At 71.6% G+C, this 17,846-nt stretch carries 17 protein-coding genes and 1 pseudogene; 9 read left to right on the plus strand and 9 right to left on the minus strand.

The features are described 5' to 3' along the window. Window positions 1-224 precede the first annotated feature (224 nt). Window positions 225-1,559: an NAD(P)/FAD-dependent oxidoreductase gene (locus tag BLT82_RS29075; protein ID WP_093660165.1), complete on the plus strand. Its 1,335-nt coding sequence runs from the start codon at window positions 225-227 to the stop codon at window positions 1,557-1,559. A gap of 31 nt (window positions 1,560-1,590) precedes the next feature. Here the strand turns inward: BLT82_RS29075 and BLT82_RS29080 are convergent, their stop codons facing one another. After that, window positions 1,591-3,042 carry an NsdA family TPR-like regulatory protein gene (locus BLT82_RS29080; protein WP_093660167.1) on the minus strand — a complete coding sequence of 484 codons (1,452 nt, stop codon included), beginning with the start codon at window positions 3,040-3,042 and terminating at the stop codon, window positions 1,591-1,593. A gap of 270 nt (window positions 3,043-3,312) precedes the next feature. Between BLT82_RS29080 and lipB the strand changes: the two genes are divergently transcribed. The 4 genes from lipB to BLT82_RS29100 all read left to right on the plus strand — a co-directional run bounded on the left by lipB (window position 3,313) and on the right by BLT82_RS29100 (window position 6,412). After that, entirely contained in the window at window positions 3,313-4,164 is an 852-nt protein-coding gene (gene lipB / locus BLT82_RS29085) for a lipoyl(octanoyl) transferase LipB (RefSeq protein WP_093660169.1), read from the plus strand. A gap of 102 nt (window positions 4,165-4,266) precedes the next feature. Then, window positions 4,267-5,256, plus strand: coding sequence for a lipoyl synthase (gene lipA / locus BLT82_RS29090; RefSeq protein WP_093660171.1), 990 nt, complete (start codon window positions 4,267-4,269; stop codon window positions 5,254-5,256). Window positions 5,257-5,490: 234 nt separating this feature from the next. Further along, entirely contained in the window at window positions 5,491-5,694 is a 204-nt protein-coding gene (locus BLT82_RS29095; RefSeq protein ID WP_093660173.1) for an SCO2195 family GlnR-regulated protein, read from the plus strand. 19 nt (window positions 5,695-5,713) lie between these two features. Further along, on the plus strand, window positions 5,714-6,412 hold the full coding sequence (locus tag BLT82_RS29100) for a DUF4191 domain-containing protein (protein WP_093660175.1): 699 nt from the start codon (window positions 5,714-5,716) through the stop codon (window positions 6,410-6,412). A 315-nt stretch (window positions 6,413-6,727) separates the two neighbouring features. Here the strand turns inward: BLT82_RS29100 and BLT82_RS29105 are convergent, their stop codons facing one another. Beyond that, entirely contained in the window at window positions 6,728-7,195 is a 468-nt protein-coding gene (locus tag BLT82_RS29105) for an RDD family protein (RefSeq protein ID WP_093660177.1), read from the minus strand. A gap of 300 nt (window positions 7,196-7,495) precedes the next feature. On the opposite strand from BLT82_RS29105, the gene glnA reads away from it, so the two are divergent. Beyond that, window positions 7,496-8,905, plus strand: coding sequence for a type I glutamate--ammonia ligase (gene glnA, locus BLT82_RS29110; RefSeq protein WP_093660179.1), 1,410 nt, complete (start codon window positions 7,496-7,498; stop codon window positions 8,903-8,905). A 575-nt stretch (window positions 8,906-9,480) separates the two neighbouring features. Here the strand turns inward: glnA and BLT82_RS29115 are convergent. The 3 genes from BLT82_RS29115 to BLT82_RS29125 are packed head-to-tail and all read right to left on the minus strand — an operon-like array spanning window position 9,481 to window position 10,511. After that, window positions 9,481-9,753, minus strand: coding sequence for a hypothetical protein (locus tag BLT82_RS29115; protein ID WP_093660181.1), 273 nt, complete (start codon window positions 9,751-9,753; stop codon window positions 9,481-9,483). Continuing rightward, window positions 9,695-9,937 carry a hypothetical protein gene (locus BLT82_RS29120; RefSeq protein ID WP_093660183.1) on the minus strand — a complete coding sequence of 81 codons (243 nt, stop codon included), beginning with the start codon at window positions 9,935-9,937 and terminating at the stop codon, window positions 9,695-9,697. The genes BLT82_RS29115 and BLT82_RS29120 overlap by 59 nt, the downstream gene beginning before the upstream one ends. Window positions 9,938-9,941: 4 nt before the next feature. After that, window positions 9,942-10,511 carry a DUF5994 family protein gene (locus BLT82_RS29125; RefSeq protein ID WP_093660185.1) on the minus strand — a complete coding sequence of 190 codons (570 nt, stop codon included), beginning with the start codon at window positions 10,509-10,511 and terminating at the stop codon, window positions 9,942-9,944. Window positions 10,512-10,806: 295 nt separating this feature from the next. Here BLT82_RS29125 and BLT82_RS29130 point away from each other — a divergent pair, with 295 nt between their 5' ends. Then, entirely contained in the window at window positions 10,807-11,367 is a 561-nt protein-coding gene (locus tag BLT82_RS29130; RefSeq protein WP_093660187.1) for a DUF5994 family protein, read from the plus strand. 210 nt (window positions 11,368-11,577) lie between these two features. On the opposite strand, the gene BLT82_RS29135 is transcribed toward BLT82_RS29130, so the two are convergent. The 4 genes from BLT82_RS29135 to BLT82_RS29150 form a co-directional block, all read right to left on the minus strand. Further along, a complete protein-coding gene (locus BLT82_RS29135) occupies window positions 11,578-13,437 on the minus strand; it encodes a choline/carnitine O-acyltransferase (RefSeq protein ID WP_093660189.1) in 1,860 nt (619 codons plus the stop codon). Further along, the gene (locus tag BLT82_RS29140) at window positions 13,437-14,279 is read right to left on the minus strand and encodes a class I SAM-dependent methyltransferase (protein WP_093660191.1); all 843 of its coding nucleotides are present in this window, start codon (window positions 14,277-14,279) and stop codon (window positions 13,437-13,439) included. Before BLT82_RS29140 ends, BLT82_RS29135 begins: the two co-directional genes overlap by 1 nt. A 219-nt stretch (window positions 14,280-14,498) precedes the next feature. Then, window positions 14,499-15,368 (minus strand): HalD/BesD family halogenase, encoded by an 870-nt coding sequence (locus BLT82_RS29145; protein ID WP_093660193.1) that lies wholly within the window; start codon window positions 15,366-15,368, stop codon window positions 14,499-14,501. Between the two features lie 287 nt (window positions 15,369-15,655). Further along, a complete protein-coding gene (locus BLT82_RS29150) occupies window positions 15,656-16,003 on the minus strand; it encodes a hypothetical protein (protein WP_244529705.1) in 348 nt (115 codons plus the stop codon). Between the two features lie 129 nt (window positions 16,004-16,132). Here BLT82_RS29150 and BLT82_RS29155 point away from each other — a divergent pair, with 129 nt between their 5' ends. Both BLT82_RS29155 and BLT82_RS38975 read left to right on the plus strand, forming a co-directional pair. Continuing rightward, the gene (locus tag BLT82_RS29155; RefSeq protein WP_093660195.1) at window positions 16,133-16,492 is read left to right on the plus strand and encodes an ArsC/Spx/MgsR family protein; all 360 of its coding nucleotides are present in this window, start codon (window positions 16,133-16,135) and stop codon (window positions 16,490-16,492) included. Between the two features lie 884 nt (window positions 16,493-17,376). Next, window positions 17,377-17,718: pseudogene (locus BLT82_RS38975) on the plus strand (hypothetical protein); the annotation flags it as partial. Window positions 17,719-17,846 lie beyond the last annotated feature (128 nt).

The raw sequence follows: 17,846 nt of genomic DNA on the forward strand, positions 1-17,846 counted from the left end.
GGCGCTTCTGTGCGCGGACCGGTAGCGCGCCCCACGCGCCCCGGCGCGCACGCCGGCCCGAAGCCGGTCGCACGCCTGTGCCACCCCGTGCTCCCGGGCGCCCGCCGCGCGCGCGTGGATTCCCGCGGCCGGGTTTCTACCCTCGTTCCGAACTTCGGCATTCCGGCCGCCGGTTGGGGGCATGAGCACCCCACAACAGCCGCGCCGACCTCGGGGAGGGGCACGTGCTCAGCAGCGCACGCCACGCGGACGTCGTCATCGTCGGAGCCGGGATCGCCGGGCTCGCGGCGGCTCATCGGTTGACCAGTGCGGGAGTCACGGTCGTCGTACTGGAGGCCGGACCGAGGGTGGGGGGCCGGACGGCCACCGGGGAGCTGGACGGGTTCCGGCTCGACCGGACCGTCCAACTGCTCAACACCTCCTATCCGGAGCTCCGCCGCACCCCCGCCCTGACCGGCCTCCCACTGAGCCGGTTCTCGCCCGGTGTGCTCGTGCACAGCGAGGGCCGGCACCACCGAGCCGGAGAAGTCCTCGGGATGCGCGGGGGCGGTGGCGCGCGGCGCGCGAGGGGCGCACTGACTGCGGCGCGCGCCCTGGCAAGCGCCCCCCGGACGCCCCTCGGTGGCGCCTTCGACCAGGCCCGGCTCGCGGCAGCACTCGGACGGCTCGCCGCAACCCCGCCCCGGCGGCTGCTGACGCGCCGTGAACTGCCCGCGCACGAGTCGCTGTCCGGCCGCGGCCTGCCCCCGCGCACCGTCCAGACCTTCCTCCGGCCGCTGCTCAGCGCGCTGCTGGCCGACGCCGAGCTGGTCTCCTCCAGCCGCGCGGCGGACCTCGTGCTGCGCGGTTTCGCCCGTGGCCGGCTCTGCGTGGCGACGGGCGGCGCCGACAGGCTTCCCCGGTTGCTCGCGGACGCGCTGCCGCCGGGCACCGTGGTCACCGGTGCCCGGGTCACGGAAGCGTCCATCTCCTCCGTCACCACCGAGGAACACGGCACCTTCACCTGCCGGTCCCTGCTGGTTGCGACGGGAGCCCGGGCGGCTGCGGAGTTGCTCCCGGGACTGCGGGTGCCGGACTTCCACCCCGTGACGGTCCTGCACCACTCCGCCCCGGCGTCACCGCTGACCGAGCCGGCCCTGGTGCTGGACGCGGACGGCTCCGGCCCGGTCGCGCACACGGCGGTGATGAGCGAGGTCGATCCGTCCCGCGCGCCCGAGGGCAGGGTGCTGGTCACCTCCGCCGTGCTGGGCCGCCCTCCGGCCCGGCTCGACGCACGCGTGCAGGCCCATCTCGCCACGCTGTACGGGACGTCCACCGCCGAGTGGGAGCTGCTGGACGTGCACCACGACCCGGAGGCCGTGCCCGCGATGCCCGCTCCCCACGACCTGCGCCGGCCGGTGCGGCTGCTGTGCGGGCTCTACGTCTGCGGCGCCCACCGGGACACGAGCACCGTCCAGGGCGCGCTGTACTCGGGGCGCCGGGCGGCGCACGCGGTACTGCGCGACTTCGGCATCCAACCGGAGCTCGCGCCCGCGCTGCTCGGTACGGCCGCGGCCTGACGACCGCGGCCGGCGTCGGGCGATCAGCCGGTCAGCCGAGCGCCGCGACGCGGTCCCGGTAGGTGCGGACCGCCGCCGCGTCGCGGTAGGGCTCCAGCCGGCGCTCGAAGTCGCGCACGTACTCGATGGCCCGCGCCGACCGCATCTCCGACGCCTGCTGCGCCGCCTCCGCACCCAGTGCGCACGCCTGGTCGAGCTCCCCCAGGCCGAGCCGGGAGGTGGCGAGGACGACACGGCAGAAGAGCCTGCTGCGCGCGAATCCGGGGGCGCGCAGCTGGAGGGAGCGCTCCGCGTGCTGGACGGCAGCACGGTACTGCTGCAGGTCGCGGTGGCAGTGCCCGAACTCGTCGGCCAGCTGCGCCTCGTCGAAGAACCGTGCCCAGTGCGGCACGTCGTCCCCCGGCCGGGCGGTGTCCAGCGTGCGCTCGGCCCGGACGAGCGAGGCCGTGCAGGACCTGACCTCCCCGAGCACGCCGTGGCCACGGGCCTCGACCGCGTGCAGGAGCGCCTGGACGGCGGGCGGGGCGGAGGAGCCGACGCCCTGCTGGGCGACCCGGGTGAGCTGGACCGCCTCCCGTCCGTGCCCGAGGTAGACGGCCTGCCGGGCCATCGTGACCAGCACGTACGCCCCGTAGGCCCGGTCCCCCGCCGCCTGGGCCAGCCGCAGCGCCTGGACGAAGTACCGCTGGGCGAGGCCGTGGGCGGCGATGTCGAACGACGTCCAGCCCGCGAGCCGGGTGAGGTCGGCGACGGCCCCGAACAGCCGGCGTCCGGCGCTCTCCCCGTACGTGCCGCGCAGCATCGGCTCGGCCTCGTGCTCCAGGTAGCGGACGAGCGCCTGGCGGGCGTGCCCGCCGCCGTAGGCGTGGTCGAGGGTCCGGAAGAGCTCGCCCACCGATCGCAGGGCCGCGATGTCGCCGGGGCTGACGCGCTGGCCCGGGCCCCGGTCGGTGCCGCGCTGCCGCGGCACGGACGTGCGGACGCCCTGGCCCGGCACTCTGACCTGCGCGCCGTTCTGCGCGGGCTCCCCGCGGCCCACCCGCTCGTCGGCGCGGCCGATCAGCCAGTCGCGGCTCGGGACGACGAGACCGGCCGGGGTGAACGCGATCTTCCGCAGTTCGGCGTGGCTGCCCGAGTCCTTGCGCCAGAGCCCGCTGACGATGTCCACGGCCTCCTCGGGAGTGGCGGCGAACTCCAGCCCCGCGTACACCGGCGCACAGGCGTCCAGGCCGAGGTCCTGGGCCGACAGCCGCCTGCCGAGCCGCCGGGTGAAGACCTCGGCGATCAGGGCGGGTGTGGTGCCGCGCGGCTGCTGCCCGCGCAGCCAGCGCGTCACGGACGTCTTGTCGTACCGCAGGTCCAGGCCGTGCTCCAGGCCGAGCTGGTCGACCCGGCGGGCCAGCCCCGCGTTGGAGAAGCCCGCTTCCGCGATGAGCGCGGCGAGCTGGCGGTTCGGGGTGCGCTGCGGGGGTCGGTCCGTCATCAGCTGTGCGGTCTCCTGCCTTCCGGGCCCGGGTGCGGCCCTCGCAGCCTGGGGGTACCTCCTGTGGTCCCCCCGGGCGCAGCTCTGGGGGAGAAGCTCTGGAGGGAGGAACGGCGCGAATTTAGCGGCCCATACCGGCGCAACCGCCGCCTTCGTCCCGCATTCATCCGATCGTGTGAGGATTGAGGGCAGCGCTGACGGGTTCGACACGAGTCGTAGAGTGGCCGGAGCGTGATGAGTGCACCGTGAACGCTTTAGGGAGGCACAACGGTGAGCGAGCTGCGATTTGTCCATCTGGGCTTCGGCGAGGACGCCGTGGAGTACCAGGCGGCGTGGGACGAGCAGCGCCGTGTGCACGCGGCCCGCTTCGCCGGCGACGTCCCCGACACCTGTCTGCTGCTGGAGCACCCGCCGGTCTACACGGCCGGACGGCGTACGGAGGACAGCGAGCGGCCGCTGGACGGCACCCCCGTCATCGACGTCGACCGCGGCGGGAAGATCACCTGGCACGGCCCCGGCCAGTTGGTCGGCTACCCGATCATGCAGCTGCCCCGGCCCGTGGACGTGGTCGCCCACGTGCGGCGTCTCGAGGAGGCGCTGATCAGGACCTGCGCGGACTTCGGTGTGGAGACCTCCCGGGTCGAGGGCCGCAGCGGCGTCTGGGTGCTGGGCGACCCGGTCGAGCAGCGCCCGACGCCGGGCGGGCTGTCGCTGGACTTCGACCCCCGGCTGCACGACGAGGAGTTCGACCCCCGGCTCAGCGGCCCGGAGTACGCCCCGTCCAACGCCGGCCAGCGCCGCGAGGACCGCAAGCTCGCCGCCATCGGCATCCGCGTCGCCAAGGGCGTGACGATGCACGGCTTCGCCCTGAACGTGAACCCGGACAACACCTGGTTCGACCGGATCGTGCCCTGCGGCATCCGGGACGCGGGCGTGGCCTCGCTCGCGAACGAGCTGGGCCGTGACGTGACGATCGCCGAGGTCCTGCCGGTCGTCGAGAAGCACCTCCGCGAGGTGCTGGAGAACGCCGATCCGAGGCCGCGGGCCGTGGAGCGCGGGTCCGGCCCGGAGACCGCGACGGAGGCCGCGGGCCCGGCGCCGGAGCCCGCCCCGGCAGCCTGAGGAATGCCCGCCCCTGGCCAGAGGTTGGCCACGGGTGAGGGCATCACAATCAACGGGCGTACCCTGGGGTCCGCCGAGGAATCGAAGTGTAGGGAGCCGGTCGTGTCCGCTGTAGCACCCGACGGACGCAAGATGCTGCGCCTGGAGGTCCGGAACAGCCAGACCCCCATCGAGCGCAAGCCCGAGTGGATCAAGACCCGGGCGAAAATGGGTCCCGAGTACAACCAGCTGCAGAAGCTCGTCAAGAGCGAGGGTCTGCACACGGTCTGCCAGGAAGCCGGCTGCCCGAACATCTTCGAGTGCTGGGAGGACCGCGAGGCCACCTTCCTCATCGGCGGTGACCAGTGCACCCGGCGCTGCGACTTCTGCCAGATCGACACGGGCAAGCCCCAGGCGCTCGACCGCGACGAGCCCCGCCGGGTCGGCGAGTCCGTCGTCACGATGGACCTGAACTACGCCACGATCACCGGTGTCGCCCGCGACGACCTGGAGGACGGCGGCGCCTGGCTGTACGCGGAGACCGTGCGCCAGATCCACGCGCAGACGGCGGAGCGCGAGGCCGGCCGCACCAAGGTCGAGCTGCTCATCCCCGACTTCAACGCGGAGCCGGACCAGCTGGCCGAGGTCTTCTCCTCCCGCCCCGAGGTGCTGGCGCACAACGTCGAGACGGTGCCGCGGATCTTCAAGCGCATCCGCCCGGGCTTCCGCTACGAGCGCTCCCTTAAGGTGATCACGGAGGCCCGCGCCGCCGGACTGGTCACCAAGTCGAACCTGATCCTCGGCATGGGCGAGACCCGCGAGGAGGTCAGCGAGGCCCTGCAGCACCTGCACGACGCCGGGTGCGAGCTGATCACCATCACCCAGTACCTGCGTCCGTCGGTCCGGCACCACCCCGTAGAGCGCTGGGTGAAGCCGCAGGAGTTCGTGGAGCTGAAGGAGGAGGCCGACGAGATCGGCTTCTCCGGTGTGATGTCGGGACCGCTGGTGCGTTCCTCGTACCGGGCCGGGCGCCTCTACCAGCAGGCCATGGACCAGCGCCGGTCCGCCGCCGCGCAGCAGAGCGGGGAGATCGCGGCCGCCCAGGTCGTGTGAATTCGCGCACAAGAACTTACCGGTCAGTAATGGCCGATTCGGCGCGGCCCGTACGCGCCCCGCAGGTCGGGGGCGCGTACGGGCCGCGTCATGCTTCCGGCGGTGCGCGGAAAGGTTTCATCAGTGTTTGACCGGCGGGTCACGCCCTGGTAACACCAGTCAGTGACTCTGGCTTTACGCACAGCACGCACGCTCCCACCGTTCACCACACCGCCCCCGAGGGAGACCTCCGCCATGCAGGCCGCGACTTCCGTACGCGCCAACGCCTTCCCGAGCCTCACCCAGGCCCTGCTCGCCGTCGAGTCCGTACTCCTGGGCGGGGGCCAGCGAACCGCCCGCCGCAACGCCTGGACCGCGGTCATCGAGGACCGCCGCCGCGCCAAGGACCGGGTCGAGGCGCAGCACGTCCTGGAGGCCGTGGCGACTCGCTCTTCCTGAGGCACGTAAACTTCAGGACATGGCGAGGAAGGATCAGGCAGAGAACTCTGCGAACCCCGGGCGACTGAAGCAGATCGCCCTTACCTACAAGATGACCCGACGGGTCGACTCCAAGGTCGGTCTTGTCGTCGCGGGTGTGGGAATCGTCACCTTCGGTGTCTTCCTCGCGATCGGTTTCCTGATCGACCACCCGATCTATCTGGGCATCCTGGGCTTCCTGCTGGCCTTCCTCGCGATGGCGATCGTCTTCGGACGCCGCGCCGAGCGTGCCGCCTTCGGGCAGATGGAAGGACAGCCGGGAGCGGCGGCAGCCGTGCTGCAGAACGTGGGCCGAGGCTGGACCACGACCCCTGCCGTCGCGATGAACCGCAACCAGGACGTCGTCCACCGGGCCGTCGGCCGCGCCGGCATCGTGCTGGTGGCCGAGGGCAACCCGAACCGGGTCAAGACCCTGCTGGCGGCGGAGAAGAAGCGGATGGCGCGGGTCGCCGTGGACGCCCCGGTGCACGACATCGTCGTCGGCAACGAAGAGGGCCAGGTGCCGCTCAAGAAGCTGCGCACCACGATGACGAAACTGCCCCGTGTGCTGACCGGGCCGCAGGTGACGCAGACGAACGACCGTCTGCGCGCGATGGGCGACCTGATGAGCAACATGCCGCTGCCGAAGGGCCCGATGCCGAAGGGCATGCGGATGCCGCGAGGCGGAAAGATGCGCTGACGCCGTACCTGTCCCCGGCTCCGGCCGCGGACGAGCACGGCTCACGACACAGACGAAGAGGGCGCCCCGGTCGGACCGGGGCGCCCTCTTCGTGTGCGGCGGGTGCGGAAGGCGCTGGTGCGGAAGGCGCTGGAGGCGCTGGTGCGGGGATACCGCACCAGCGCGCGGGGTGCGTGCCCGGCTGACGGGGTCACGCGACTAGGGGGCCGCCTGCGGACGGCCCTGGGCTCACGGTGTGCCCGGAACGCGCTCCGCGGACGGACCCGATCCGCTCCCCCGGGCTTTCGCCCGGGCGGCGCAACCGGCGCAGACGCGTCAGATCCGTACCTGGACCGCGCGGGCGAGCCGATCGTGCAGACCGCGGCCGTCGCGGTCCCAGACGAGTGCCGGGACGGCCAGGCACAGCAGCACGCTGCGGACGAGGACCCAGCCGGGGCCCAGCCGCCCGCCGTTCTCGCTGACGACCCTCAACCCGAGGATCCGCTTGCCGGGGGTGCTCCCGACGGTACCGAGGGTCAGCACGCTGAGGACGAGGAAGACCACCAGGGCCGGGTTGCCCGCCGCGGCCCAGTCGCGACCGGTGATGAGGCCGTATGCGATGAGCATGCACAGGCCCCAGTCGATGAAGAGCGCGCCGAAGCGCCGCCCGAGCGGGGCGACGGAGCCCGGCCCCTCGGCCGGCAGCCCGAGCCGTTCGCCGCGGTGGCCGAAGTCGGCGCCCATGTCCTCGGCCGCCGCACGGGGCCCGGACAGCCACGATCCGATTGCTTGCCTGTTGTCCACCCGACCACGGTACTGTGCACGTTTCCGATCACGGCCTCCCGGGTGCCCGGAAGGCCGTGGCGGAGCGGATCTCGGGGCCGGACCCAACGGACCCGTGGGGTCCGGGCGAGGCAGCGCGAGCGCCGCGCGAGGCGTGTCGCGGCACCGGGCACCGGCGGCCCGGTTAACTTCCGCGAAACAAATGAGTCATGCTGGAGAAATCCCGGCTGCCTAGGGTCGTGTCCTGCGTGTGCCACCGCACTGGCCGCACGACCGAGTCACAACCCCGCCCCTCCCCGGGACGGGAGTAGGAGGAGTTGGATGTTCCAGAACGCCGACGACGCCAAGAAGTACATCGCGGACAACGACGTGAAGATGATCGACGTCCGGTTCTGCGACCTTCCCGGCGTGATGCAGCACTTCACGATTCCGGCCACGGCGTTCGACCCGTCCGAAGAGCTCGCCTTCGACGGCTCGTCGATCCGCGGCTTCCAGGCCATCCACGAGTCCGACATGGCGCTGCGCGCGGACCTCTCCACGGCGCGTCTGGACCCGTTCCGCCGCGACAAGACCCTCAACATCAACTTCTTCATCCACGACCCGATCACGGGCGAGCAGTACAGCCGTGACCCGCGGAACATCGCCAAGAAGGCCGAGGCCTACCTCGCCTCCACCGGCATCGCGGACACCGCGTACTTCGGCCCGGAGGCCGAGTTCTACGTCTTCGACTCGGTGCGCTTCGCCACCTCGGCGAACGAGGGCTTCTACCACATCGACTCCGAGGCGGGCGCCTGGAACACCGGCGCGATCGAGGACAACCGCGGCTACAAGGTCCGCTACAAGGGCGGCTACTTCCCGGCCCCGCCGGTCGACCACTTCGCCGACCTGCGCGCCGAGATCTCGCTGGAGCTGGAGAACGCCGGCCTGCAGGTCGAGCGCCAGCACCACGAGGTCGGCACCGCCGGCCAGGCCGAGATCAACTACAAGTTCAACACGCTGCTCGCCGCGGCCGACGACCTGATGCTCTTCAAGTACATCGTGAAGAACGTCGCCTGGCGCAACGGCAAGACCGCGACCTTCATGCCCAAGCCGATCTTCGGTGACAACGGCTCCGGCATGCACGTGCACCAGTCGCTGTGGCAGGGCGGCTCGCCGCTCTTCTACGACGAGCAGGGCTACGCGGGCCTCTCGGACACCGCCCGCTACTACATCGGCGGCATCCTGAAGCACGCCCCGTCGCTGCTGGCCTTCACCAACCCGACGGTGAACTCGTACCACCGCCTGGTCCCGGGCTTCGAGGCGCCGGTGAACCTGGTGTACTCGCAGCGCAACCGCTCGGCCGCGATGCGTATCCCGATCACGGGCTCGAACCCGAAGGCCAAGCGCGTCGAGTTCCGCGCGCCGGACCCGTCCTCGAACCCGTACCTGGCCTTCTCGGCGCTGCTGCTCGCGGGCCTCGACGGCGTCAAGAACAAGATCGAGCCGGCCGAGCCGATCGACAAGGACCTCTACGAGCTCGCCCCCGAGGAGCACGCGGGCGTTCCGCAGGTCCCGACCTCCCTCCCGGCGGTCCTCGACGCCCTCGAGGCGGACAACGAGTACCTCCAGGCCGGCGGCGTCTTCACGGCGGACCTGATCGAGACCTGGATCGACTACAAGCGGACGAACGAGATCGCCCCGATCCAGCTGCGTCCGCACCCGCACGAGTTCGAGCTGTACTTCGACATCTAGAGTGCAGGGCGGGCTTTCCTGGGTCTGACGTCGGGAGACGTGCTGTGACCTGCGGGAGCACGGATCGACGGTTCCCGCTGTTCTCGGCTGCTTTCCAGGGTCCCGTGCGCCGGATACACACAGGTCGGGCCGATACCTGATCTACCGTCAGATGCGGCAGCAAGGCCGCCGTCTCCGAAGAGGAGGCGGCGGCCTTCGTTGCGATGAACCAGTCGCGCTGCCCCGTCCGGGCAGCCGATCCGGAGTGCCCCATTGCGCGCCCCGGCTCCGTCGACGACGGGGCGGCCATCGGCTCGGCCCGGTCGGCGAGGTGGTCGGCGGCGCCCCGCCGTCTGTTCGATGCGGTGGGCCCATCGGCGGGGTGCGGTGTGTCCCGCGTTGCGGTCCGTTCGTTCCCCTGCGGCCGCGTCGACAGTGCGCAACGGCCCCGGTGTGGAAACACCGGGGCCGCCCTTCCGGGTCGGTTGCACGTGAGAGTGCACCGGCCCACTGACCATGCTATGCCTGTGCCGCTTTTCCGGCACAGGGGATTCTCGGTGACGGGATCTGCGGTCGGAGAGGGCTTCAGCGCCGCGTCAGCCGCGCTCCTCCTCTTCCGCTTCCATGAGCCGGATCCCCTGATGCGTCAGGGTGACCATCGCAGGGGTGTTTCCCCGTGCCCAGTCGACGGTGATGAGTCCCTCGCCCGCCAGGTACGCACACGCTGCGGCCAGGTCCTGCTCGGGCATGCGGAGGTCGTCGCGCAGCTTCGTCCCGGTGACGCCGAGGAGGCGATTGCCTTCCGCGGCCTCATACAGGGTCTTCATGATCGCTTCGCGGTGGTTCTTCCGCTCGTGGAGTGTTGCCATGATTGCCGCCCGGCATGCTCTGCGGCCGTCGGCCCTTCCGGCTGCGCCGGCCGAATCCCGGCAAGGTGTCGCTGTAGTGGAATGCCGCGATCCGCTCGTCGTGCTGGCCGTTGAGCAGACGGATGAGCAGCACTCCGATGACGATCATGGCGATGATCACGGACACGGTGACGGCGATCCCCATGACCTCACATCCCCCCGGCGCAGCTCATGTATCCGGGCGGGTTCGGGCTTTCAGCCGCCGCTGTCGCGTGCCCGCCCTCGGTCTCCCACTCCTCTTCCCGGTCGAGCGACTCCTGCGCCTCACGGGAGGTGTCCTCGTTCGTCATCAGAGCGCTGGCGGTGAGGGGGCTGCCGGGGGTGGCTGCGGCGGCCATCAGCCGGGCGGCGGTGGCCGCGTCGGTCTCCGGCGGGATCACCAGCAGGTCCCAGCGGCCCGCGGTGTAGGAGAGGAGGAGCAGCTTGTGCGGGTCCTGCTCGCCGGCGAACCAGCCCACATGCACCGTGTGCCCCGCCACGGGCACCTTTCGCGGGATCACGGGCCAGTAGGTCGGGTTCACCGTGACACGCGTGATCCGGCCCCAGCGCGTGTCCAGCACGTCGATGAGGGCGGGTAGTTCATGGAGAAGATCGCGGGAGCGGGGCCACCAGGCGCCGTCCAGGAGACCCGGGGCGGATCCCTCCGGAGTCACGGACAGGCGGGCCGGTGGCGAGGTCGAGCGCTCACTGGTCGGCATACGGTCGATGGTCGCGGTCATGGCGCGGACCTGTCCCCGGGACGCCGTGGACGCCCCGGCGTTGTGGCTCGCCGAGAACGAAACCGGCGTGGGAGCCGGTATGCGAAGTGCTCCCGGTACGCCCACTCTACTCCGGGCAAGGTCCGGTGAACCCGAATGTGACCAGCCATTTCATCGGGACCGCGGGTCCGGGTCCGCGGTGCGCAGGTGAGCCTGGACAGGGGCTCACGGAGTACCGTGAAACCGGTAGCCGCGCCAACGTCCTCTCAGTCGATCAGCGAACGCATGCCGAACCCTGCAGACGGGTGAGCACACCATGTCAAACGCCGACACCCCGCGTGAAGCGAAGCTTCTGCCGGACGCGATCCACAAGGTCGTGAAGCCTGGAACCGCTCTGCTGCGGCTGGAGACGACACATGCCCGTCAGGGAATTCTCGACGGCGCGTGGTGGCCGCGTTCCCGCGACATCGGCGCCGAGCTGCCGAGCCTCATCAGCGCGCTGACCGAGCACCTCGGACCCGTCGGCCGCGTCGGCCTGGACTCCGGTGCCTGGGAAGACCTGCCGACACGGCTGGTCATCGACGACCGCGTCGTGCACATCGACTCCTTCCCGGTCGGTGACGACACCGTCCTCATCACCCGAGGCGATCGAGACCACTTCTCCCTGCTGGTGATCCCACCGGAGACGGCTCCCGACGCGGCGCGCGCAGCGATGGCCCGGGCCGTCAGCGCCGACGACGCCACAGCCGAGCAGATCCTGATCGACACCGGCACCGGCCGGACTCGCCAGATCGCCGCGGAAGACCCGGAGACGGGCCAGAAACGCCGCGTGGGTCGGCCGACGGCGCGCGGGGACACGCCGGCCGGCAACCGGTGACCGACGTTCCACGACAGGGGCCCGACGATCTCGGACCGTCTCCGGTGCCCCGTGGTCCCGCATGCAGCACCGCGGGGGGGGCTGCTCCGGGCCGGGAGGGGGATCCGCGCCGGGCCCTGCGCGCAGTCCGCGGGCGCCGGCGGCTGCGCCCGGGCCGCGGAGGGCCGCCCCGTGCTCGGTGGGGCGGGCCCTCCGCGTCGGGCGCGGGACTCAGCCGAGCACCCGTGCACCTCCGGGCTCCAGCAGGTCGCGGAGTTCGGCGACCGCCTCCCGCAGGCGGTCCGCGAACGTGTGCATCTGGTCCGCGACCGGCAGCGGCGTGCTCAGGTAGAGGTTGAAGCGCTCGGGGAGCAGTACGTAGGCCACGCCGATGCAGCGGCTGCTGGTGGAGCCGAAGCCGAAGAACTGGATGTTGCGGGAGGGCGCGGAGCTGGTGCTGAGGTAGTCGTCGCGCATCTTCAGCCAGCCCGGGGTGCGGTAGAGCGCGGGCTGTTCGGTGACGCCGAGGTCCGCGCCGCGGCGGCGCTGGATGAGTTCCAGTTCCCACAGGTGCTGTTCGGGGGCTTGGCCGGCCTGGGAGGCCTTCGCTCGGGCCACATGGGCGTCGGCGGCGGCCCGGAAGGCCGCGAGCCGTCCGGCCGGGGATTCGGCGGGGTCCTCCATCGCCGTGACGAACGCCCCCATCTCCGGGGTGACGACACGCATGGCCTCGGTGCGCCCGTTGCGGTACTGCCGGGTGGCGATCGACTCGTACGTGGCGCCCAGGAGGCCCTTGGCGCGCTGGTGGGCGAGCTGGTAGGCGCACTGGACGAAGGCGTCCGGGGACATGCCGAGGGACTTGGCCGTGGTGCTGCCGAAGTCCGGGAAGGACACGGTGGCGGTCGCGGTGGCGTCGCCGTACGCGGCGAAGGACTCGGCCGCTGCCCGCACCTTCTCGCCGAGCGGCGCGTCCACGGCGAAGACGACCGGCTCCGGCGCGGGCGGACCCTGGGGGCGGGCGCCCGAGAGCCGGGAGTGCTCCTCGGCCGGGGTGTTCAGGAGGAAGTCGGTGAAGCCGAGGATGGTGGTGCCGTCGAGTTCGCAGTGCTCGACGTTGATGCCCGCGCGGCCGTCCGCGAAGACGACGAACGACACGGCCTTGTCGAACCAGCGGTTCCCGCGGTCCCCGTACAGCAGTTCGTCGCAGGCCTCCTGGACGCCGGCGGGTGCGAAGTCCTCGAGGCAGACGCAGAAGAGCGCGGTCTCGACGACGTCGAGCGACTCGGCGTTGCGGGGGTCGGCATGCAGCAGTTCCTCGCGTGCGGCCGCCCACTCGGCGCGCGCCATGGTGGTGAGGTGACCCACCGAGGCGGCCGGTGCGTCGGGTTCGGCACCGGCCTTCATGACGGCGCGCAGTCCGGCCTCCAGGTCCTCCAGCCCGTACGGGACGCCGTCCGAGCCGAGCACGTCCAGCCGGAACATGCCGCCGCGGAAGAAGACCACGATGTGGCGGGCGCCGGACGGCCCGGGCCAGTCGTCGCTGTACGGGGCGCGGACGGTGTCCTGCCGCTCGCCGGGGATCCGGGTGGCGGAGTACAGGAACCGGTTCTGCACCATGGACTGGGGCACTCCGCGCTGCACCACGGGCGGGAGCTCCTCCCGGTCGAGAAGGCCCTTGTGGTGCAGCGCCCCCGCGATCAGCCCGGCCGCGCGCTCCGTCTGCCCCTCGCCGCTGTCCCGGAACAGGAAGAAGAAGTTGGCGTTGAGCGCGATCCGGTCCCGCCGGCCCAGGTAGCGGTACGGCCAGAAGGTGTCCAGCCAGCTGTGCACTCCCTCGGTGGCGTCGTACTCCTCCAGCGCGCCGTGCAGTACGCGGCCGGGGCCGTCGGGCCGGAGGAAGGCGGCGACCTCCGCCTCGGTCGCGGCGAGTTCGTCCGCGGTGAGCAGCGGGGCGCACCAGGCGAGGAACCTCTCGCAGCTCGCCTCCGGCGTGGGCAGCGGTACGCGCGGCAGGCTCTCCTCGTTGGCGAAGGTGGAGGGTGCCGTGCCGGGCGCCGGGGCCGCCGGCGGGGAGGTCTGACGGTTGTTCACTACAGGTCTCGTTTCGGGTCGTCGGTGCCTGGGGTGTCGTACGGCCGGGAAAGGTAGAGCTGTGCGTGGAGCCAGCCTTCCGCCTCGAAGCCCCGCGCATCCACCCCGGCGGCCGCCATGCCGTCGAGGACGAGCGCCTGCTCCTCGGGGGAGGCGAACCGCCGCTGCTTGAAGACCTCGTCGACGCGGGTGGTGCGGTATCCGAGCCCGGCCAGGGCCTGTTCGACCGGGTCGAAGGGGAACATCCGCAGCACGAAGTGCGCCATCCAGGGCAGGCGTCCCCCCTGGGCCCGGACGACGCGCGTCAGGGTCCGCTCGGTGACGTAGCCGAGGCAGCCCGTCGAGATCACCAGGTCCGTGCCGGCGAGTTGGGCGCGCTGGCGGGGTGTGGGGTCGTGGTTCTCCAGGTCGGCGTGGACCGCGTCGTCGAGGAAGCCCGCTTCCTGGGCGTAGGCCAGCGCGCTGCCGGCGGCGTCCAGTCCGACGAAGCGGAGGGGCTGCGCGGGGCGGCGGGAACGGGCCAGTTCCCGGTCGCGGGCCAGCAGGGACTCGCGACTGTGCTCCCGGGCCCGGGCATCGCCGTAGCGGTCGTACAGCTCGTCCATGGTCGCGTCGTACTTCACCAGGGCGGCGTTGATGCCGTAGGAGCAGCCGATGTCCAGTACCTGGGGCACGGCGGTCCGCCGGGACTCGCGGTAGTCCTGGATCAGCTTGGTGAACCAGGGTTTGGCCTGCTGGGGAACGCAGTAGCCGAGAGGGCGGAGCACGCTGAAGTACGTGCGGGGGTCGGGCTGGGTGTAGATGTGGTCGAGGGAGACTTTTCCGGTGGCGTCGAATCGCACGGGGTTCTGCTCCTCCGTGGGTCACTGTGTGGGAAACGCCTGTGGGGGCGGGACGGATACGCGGCCGGGCGCGGCCGTCCGGCCGCGTATCCGGCGGGGCGGGTCGTGGGACCGGTGCGCCGAACGGGCGTGGACGCGCGGGACCGGTGTGCGGGCCCCGGCGGTGGGCCGGTGCTGCGGACCCGGACCTCGGCGGTTGCCTGCGCGGCTTCGGACGCCTCAGTCCAGCAGGCCGTCGCCCCGAACGGCCCGGCCCTCGGCCGCCAGGTGCTCGGGCAGCACCCGCCCGAACAACTGCCGGGTGCGGGCGACGCTCCCGATGACGCCGGGGCGCTCGCTGTAGGCGAAGATCGCGGAGTGGCGGGCGGTCGCGCCCCGTACGGGGCTCACCCGGTGCAGGGAGTAGCGGCCCTTGAAGAGCTGCAGATCGCCGGGCCGCAGGGGCAGGCTCCGGATCAGCCGGTGGCCGCGGCCGTCGAGGACGTCCCGTACGTCGGCGAAGTTCTCGTCCTGCGCGGTCCTGATGTTGGGGCAGTACTCGAAGACCCCGCCGTCCTCCGCCTCACGGGTGAGCATGCTGACGGTGAACTCGTTGGTGTCGAAGTGCCAGGGGTGCTCCATGCCGGGCGGCACCACGTTCAGGACCAGTCCGGAGAGCGGGTCGGCCAGTTCGTACAGCCTCGGCAGGCCGAAGCAGCGGGCGACGAAGTCCCTGAACACGTCGTTCGAGTAGAGCCGGCCGATCAGGGAGTCCGCGGGGATGCGGTCCCTGGCGACGAACGCGTTGCCCCGCTGGAAGGTCCTTCGGCCGGGATGGTCCTCGGGCAGGTCCGAGTCGACGGCGATGTTGTAGACGTTCACCGTTTCGATGTCGTGGTACGCGCCGGGGGCGAGCGACGAGCCCTCCTCGCGCAGGACGTCCTGGAGGGACGGACGGATGAAGTCGGGCAGGACGGTGCAGCCGAGGGCCGACAGCTCTCGGCAGGCCCGGGCGACCACCGCCTGTCCCTCGGCACCGTCGAGCTCCGACAGCGGATACCTGTTCGTGTCGACCACCTGGTCAAGCGTCATGGCTTCCAGCGTGCTCATTCGATCCTCTCGGCAGGCGGGCCGCCGTGCGGCCCCAACTCAACTGAGGAACAGCAGAGTTGAACTTCCCACAGCCCCGGCCGCTTGTCTGTGACACGTCACACGAGAACGCGACGGGAACGGGCCCTGGCCGAGGGTGCCACCGACGGCCCCCGGGCACTTGCGCCCGGGGACCGTCGGTGGTGCGCTTCGGCCGTCGGGCCGGCAGGCGTCGGCCGCCAGGTTCGTCGACCGGCGCCCGTCGGCCCTCGGCCGTCGGCCGGGCGCCGTGGATCGGTGGTCGACCGTCAGTCGGCGTCGTGGATCAGTGAACGCACCAGGCGGCACGTCGTGTCGGACGGCGGATGGATGCCGATGCGCTCGGCCGTGGTGCGTATCCGCCGGTTGCTCGCGTTCGCCGGGTGGTACACGCCCGTGTCGAGCAGCGCGATGGCCAGGCGCATGGCCTTGAGCCTGCGGTTGTGGGATTCGTACCACTCGCGCGGGAGCCCCGCGGGCAGTGGCCGCTTCGCCTGCTCGGGCAGTGCGGTCCGGCGCTCCGGCCGCCTCGCCCCCTTCGTCGTGGCCCTTCGGCCGGCCCCCGTCCTCATGCCCTGCTCCGTCCCCGTCATCGTCGTGATTGCGGCAACGCCCATCGGCGACCTCCTGGCGCGGTGGTTGGTCCCTCACGAACTAGTTCGATTTTATCGCCCGCCACTGACAATCGCCCCTGGCCAAACGGTGTTCACGGTGTTCGAGTGGCCCACGGGGAGTACGGTGGCGGAATGGAGATCTGGATCAATCCCGCGTGCTCGAAGTGCCGCAGTGCGCTGCATCTGCTCGACGAGGAGGGCGCGTCGTACACGGTGCGCCGCTACCTCGAGGACGTTCCGTCCGAGAAGGAGATCCGCGAGGTCCTCGAACGGCTCGGGCTGGAGCCGTGGGACATCACCCGGACCCATGAGGCGATCGCCCGGGAACTCGGCGTGAAGGACTGGCCGAGGGACGCGGACTCGAGGCCCCGGTGGATCGCGGCGCTCTCGGAGCACCCGAAGCTGATCCAGCGCCCGATCATCACGGCGGACGACGGCACGGCGGTGGTGGCGCGCACCGACGAGGCGGTACGGGACGCGCTCGGCCGCTGAAGGCGCGGAGCGGGCCGGGCGCACGAAGCGCACCGGAGGCCGCGACGGCCGTAAGGGCGCCCGCCCGTCGGGCGCCCTTCAGCTTCCAGGTCCCCGCCCACCTGCGAAAACTTAAGCCTCAGTTAAGGAAGTCACCGCTGAGACATTGAGCAGGGCCTTCGGCCTACTCGTACGTAACGGCACACGCAACAACCCATCCGGCCGCCGTTCGGAGCCGGGGACAGGAGCCTTACGTGTCGCGCAAGAAGACCCTCAGCGGCAAGAAGAAGATCGCGCTCATGATCGGTGCCGCGGCACTGGTCGGCGGTACTGCGGTTGTCATGACCGGGACAAGCAATGCCTCGGCGGCCTGTGACGGATTCGCCCAGGCCGTTCGCAACAACGAGAACTTCATCGCCGGTCAACGGGCCAATCCCGACGCCCAGTCGGCAGCACGGATCGCCAACCGCGAGGCGGTGATCAGGCAGATCAACCTCCAGCAGGAAGCCGCGGGATGTGCGGACGGCTCCGGCGGCGGAGACCAGGCAGCGGCTCCGGCCCAGCCCTCGGCCGGTCAGGGCCAGGCCGCGGGCGGCGGGGCCGCGGACGCGGGTGCGGGTGCGGGTGCGGGTGCGGGTGCGGCCGGCGAGGTCGTCTGCGCCGGGCAGAACCTCACCTTCTCCAACGACGGGGGCGCACCCGCTGCCTCCAGCGGCCAGTTCCCGATCGGCACCCAGCTCAAGGTCACCAACCTGGCCAACAACAAGACCACCACCGTCGAGGTGACGTCGACGTCCGGCAGCTGCGCCCTGCTGAACGCGGCGGCGTTCGAGCAGGTCCGCGAGGCCGGCAAGAACGTGATCCGCGAGGTCCGCATCGAGCGTCTGGGCGCCGGCGGAGCGGGAGGCGGTGACGCCGCCCAACCCCCGGCCGACGAGCAGCCCCCCGCGGACGACGCCGGTGACCAGGCCGGCGGCGGTGACCAGGGCGGCGCGGCCGGTGAGGTCGTCTGTGCCGGATCGACGGTGACGCTCTCCGGCGAAGGCGGTGCTCCGGCGGCCTCCAGCGGCCAGTTCCCGGTCGGCACCCAGCTGAAGGTGACGAACCTCGACAACGACAAGTCGACGACCGTCGAGGTGACGTCGACGTCCGGCAGCTGCGCCCTGCTCAACAACGCCGCGTTCGAGCAGGTCCGCGAGCCCGGGAAGTTCCTGATCCGGAACGCGCGCATCGAGCGCGTCGGCTGACGCGCCCCCCTGCTCCCGGGTGCCGGCGGCCGCCCTGCGGGCACCCGGGGAAGCGGAGGAGCGGACGGGACCCTCGGCCCGGCCGCTCCTCCGCCCGCTCGTGTGACGGGCCGTCCACTCGCATGCCG

This window comes from Streptomyces wuyuanensis (genome assembly GCF_900103455.1).
Lineage (GTDB): Bacteria > Actinomycetota > Actinomycetes > Streptomycetales > Streptomycetaceae > Streptomyces > Streptomyces wuyuanensis.

Bases quoted from the DNA above. Each gene is read 5' to 3' on its own strand.
- BLT82_RS29155 (WP_093660195.1), top strand. From the start codon at position 16,133: ATGGAGATCTGGATCAATCCCGCGTGCTCGAAGTGCCGCAGTGCGCTG.
- BLT82_RS29145 (WP_093660193.1), bottom strand. From the start codon at position 15,368: ATGAGCACGCTGGAAGCCATGACGCTTGACCAGGTGGTCGACACGAAC.
- BLT82_RS29120 (WP_093660183.1), bottom strand. From the start codon at position 9,937: ATGGGGATCGCCGTCACCGTGTCCGTGATCATCGCCATGATCGTCATC.
- BLT82_RS29080 (WP_093660167.1), bottom strand. From the start codon at position 3,042: ATGACGGACCGACCCCCGCAGCGCACCCCGAACCGCCAGCTCGCCGCG.
- BLT82_RS29150 (WP_244529705.1), bottom strand. From the start codon at position 16,003: ATGGGCGTTGCCGCAATCACGACGATGACGGGGACGGAGCAGGGCATG.
- BLT82_RS29125 (WP_093660185.1), bottom strand. From the start codon at position 10,511: ATGACCGCGACCATCGACCGTATGCCGACCAGTGAGCGCTCGACCTCG.
- BLT82_RS29130 (WP_093660187.1), top strand. From the start codon at position 10,807: ATGTCAAACGCCGACACCCCGCGTGAAGCGAAGCTTCTGCCGGACGCG.
- BLT82_RS29100 (WP_093660175.1), top strand. From the start codon at position 5,714: ATGGCGAGGAAGGATCAGGCAGAGAACTCTGCGAACCCCGGGCGACTG.
- BLT82_RS29115 (WP_093660181.1), bottom strand. From the start codon at position 9,753: ATGGCAACACTCCACGAGCGGAAGAACCACCGCGAAGCGATCATGAAG.
- BLT82_RS29095 (WP_093660173.1), top strand. From the start codon at position 5,491: ATGCAGGCCGCGACTTCCGTACGCGCCAACGCCTTCCCGAGCCTCACC.
- glnA (WP_093660179.1), top strand. From the start codon at position 7,496: ATGTTCCAGAACGCCGACGACGCCAAGAAGTACATCGCGGACAACGAC.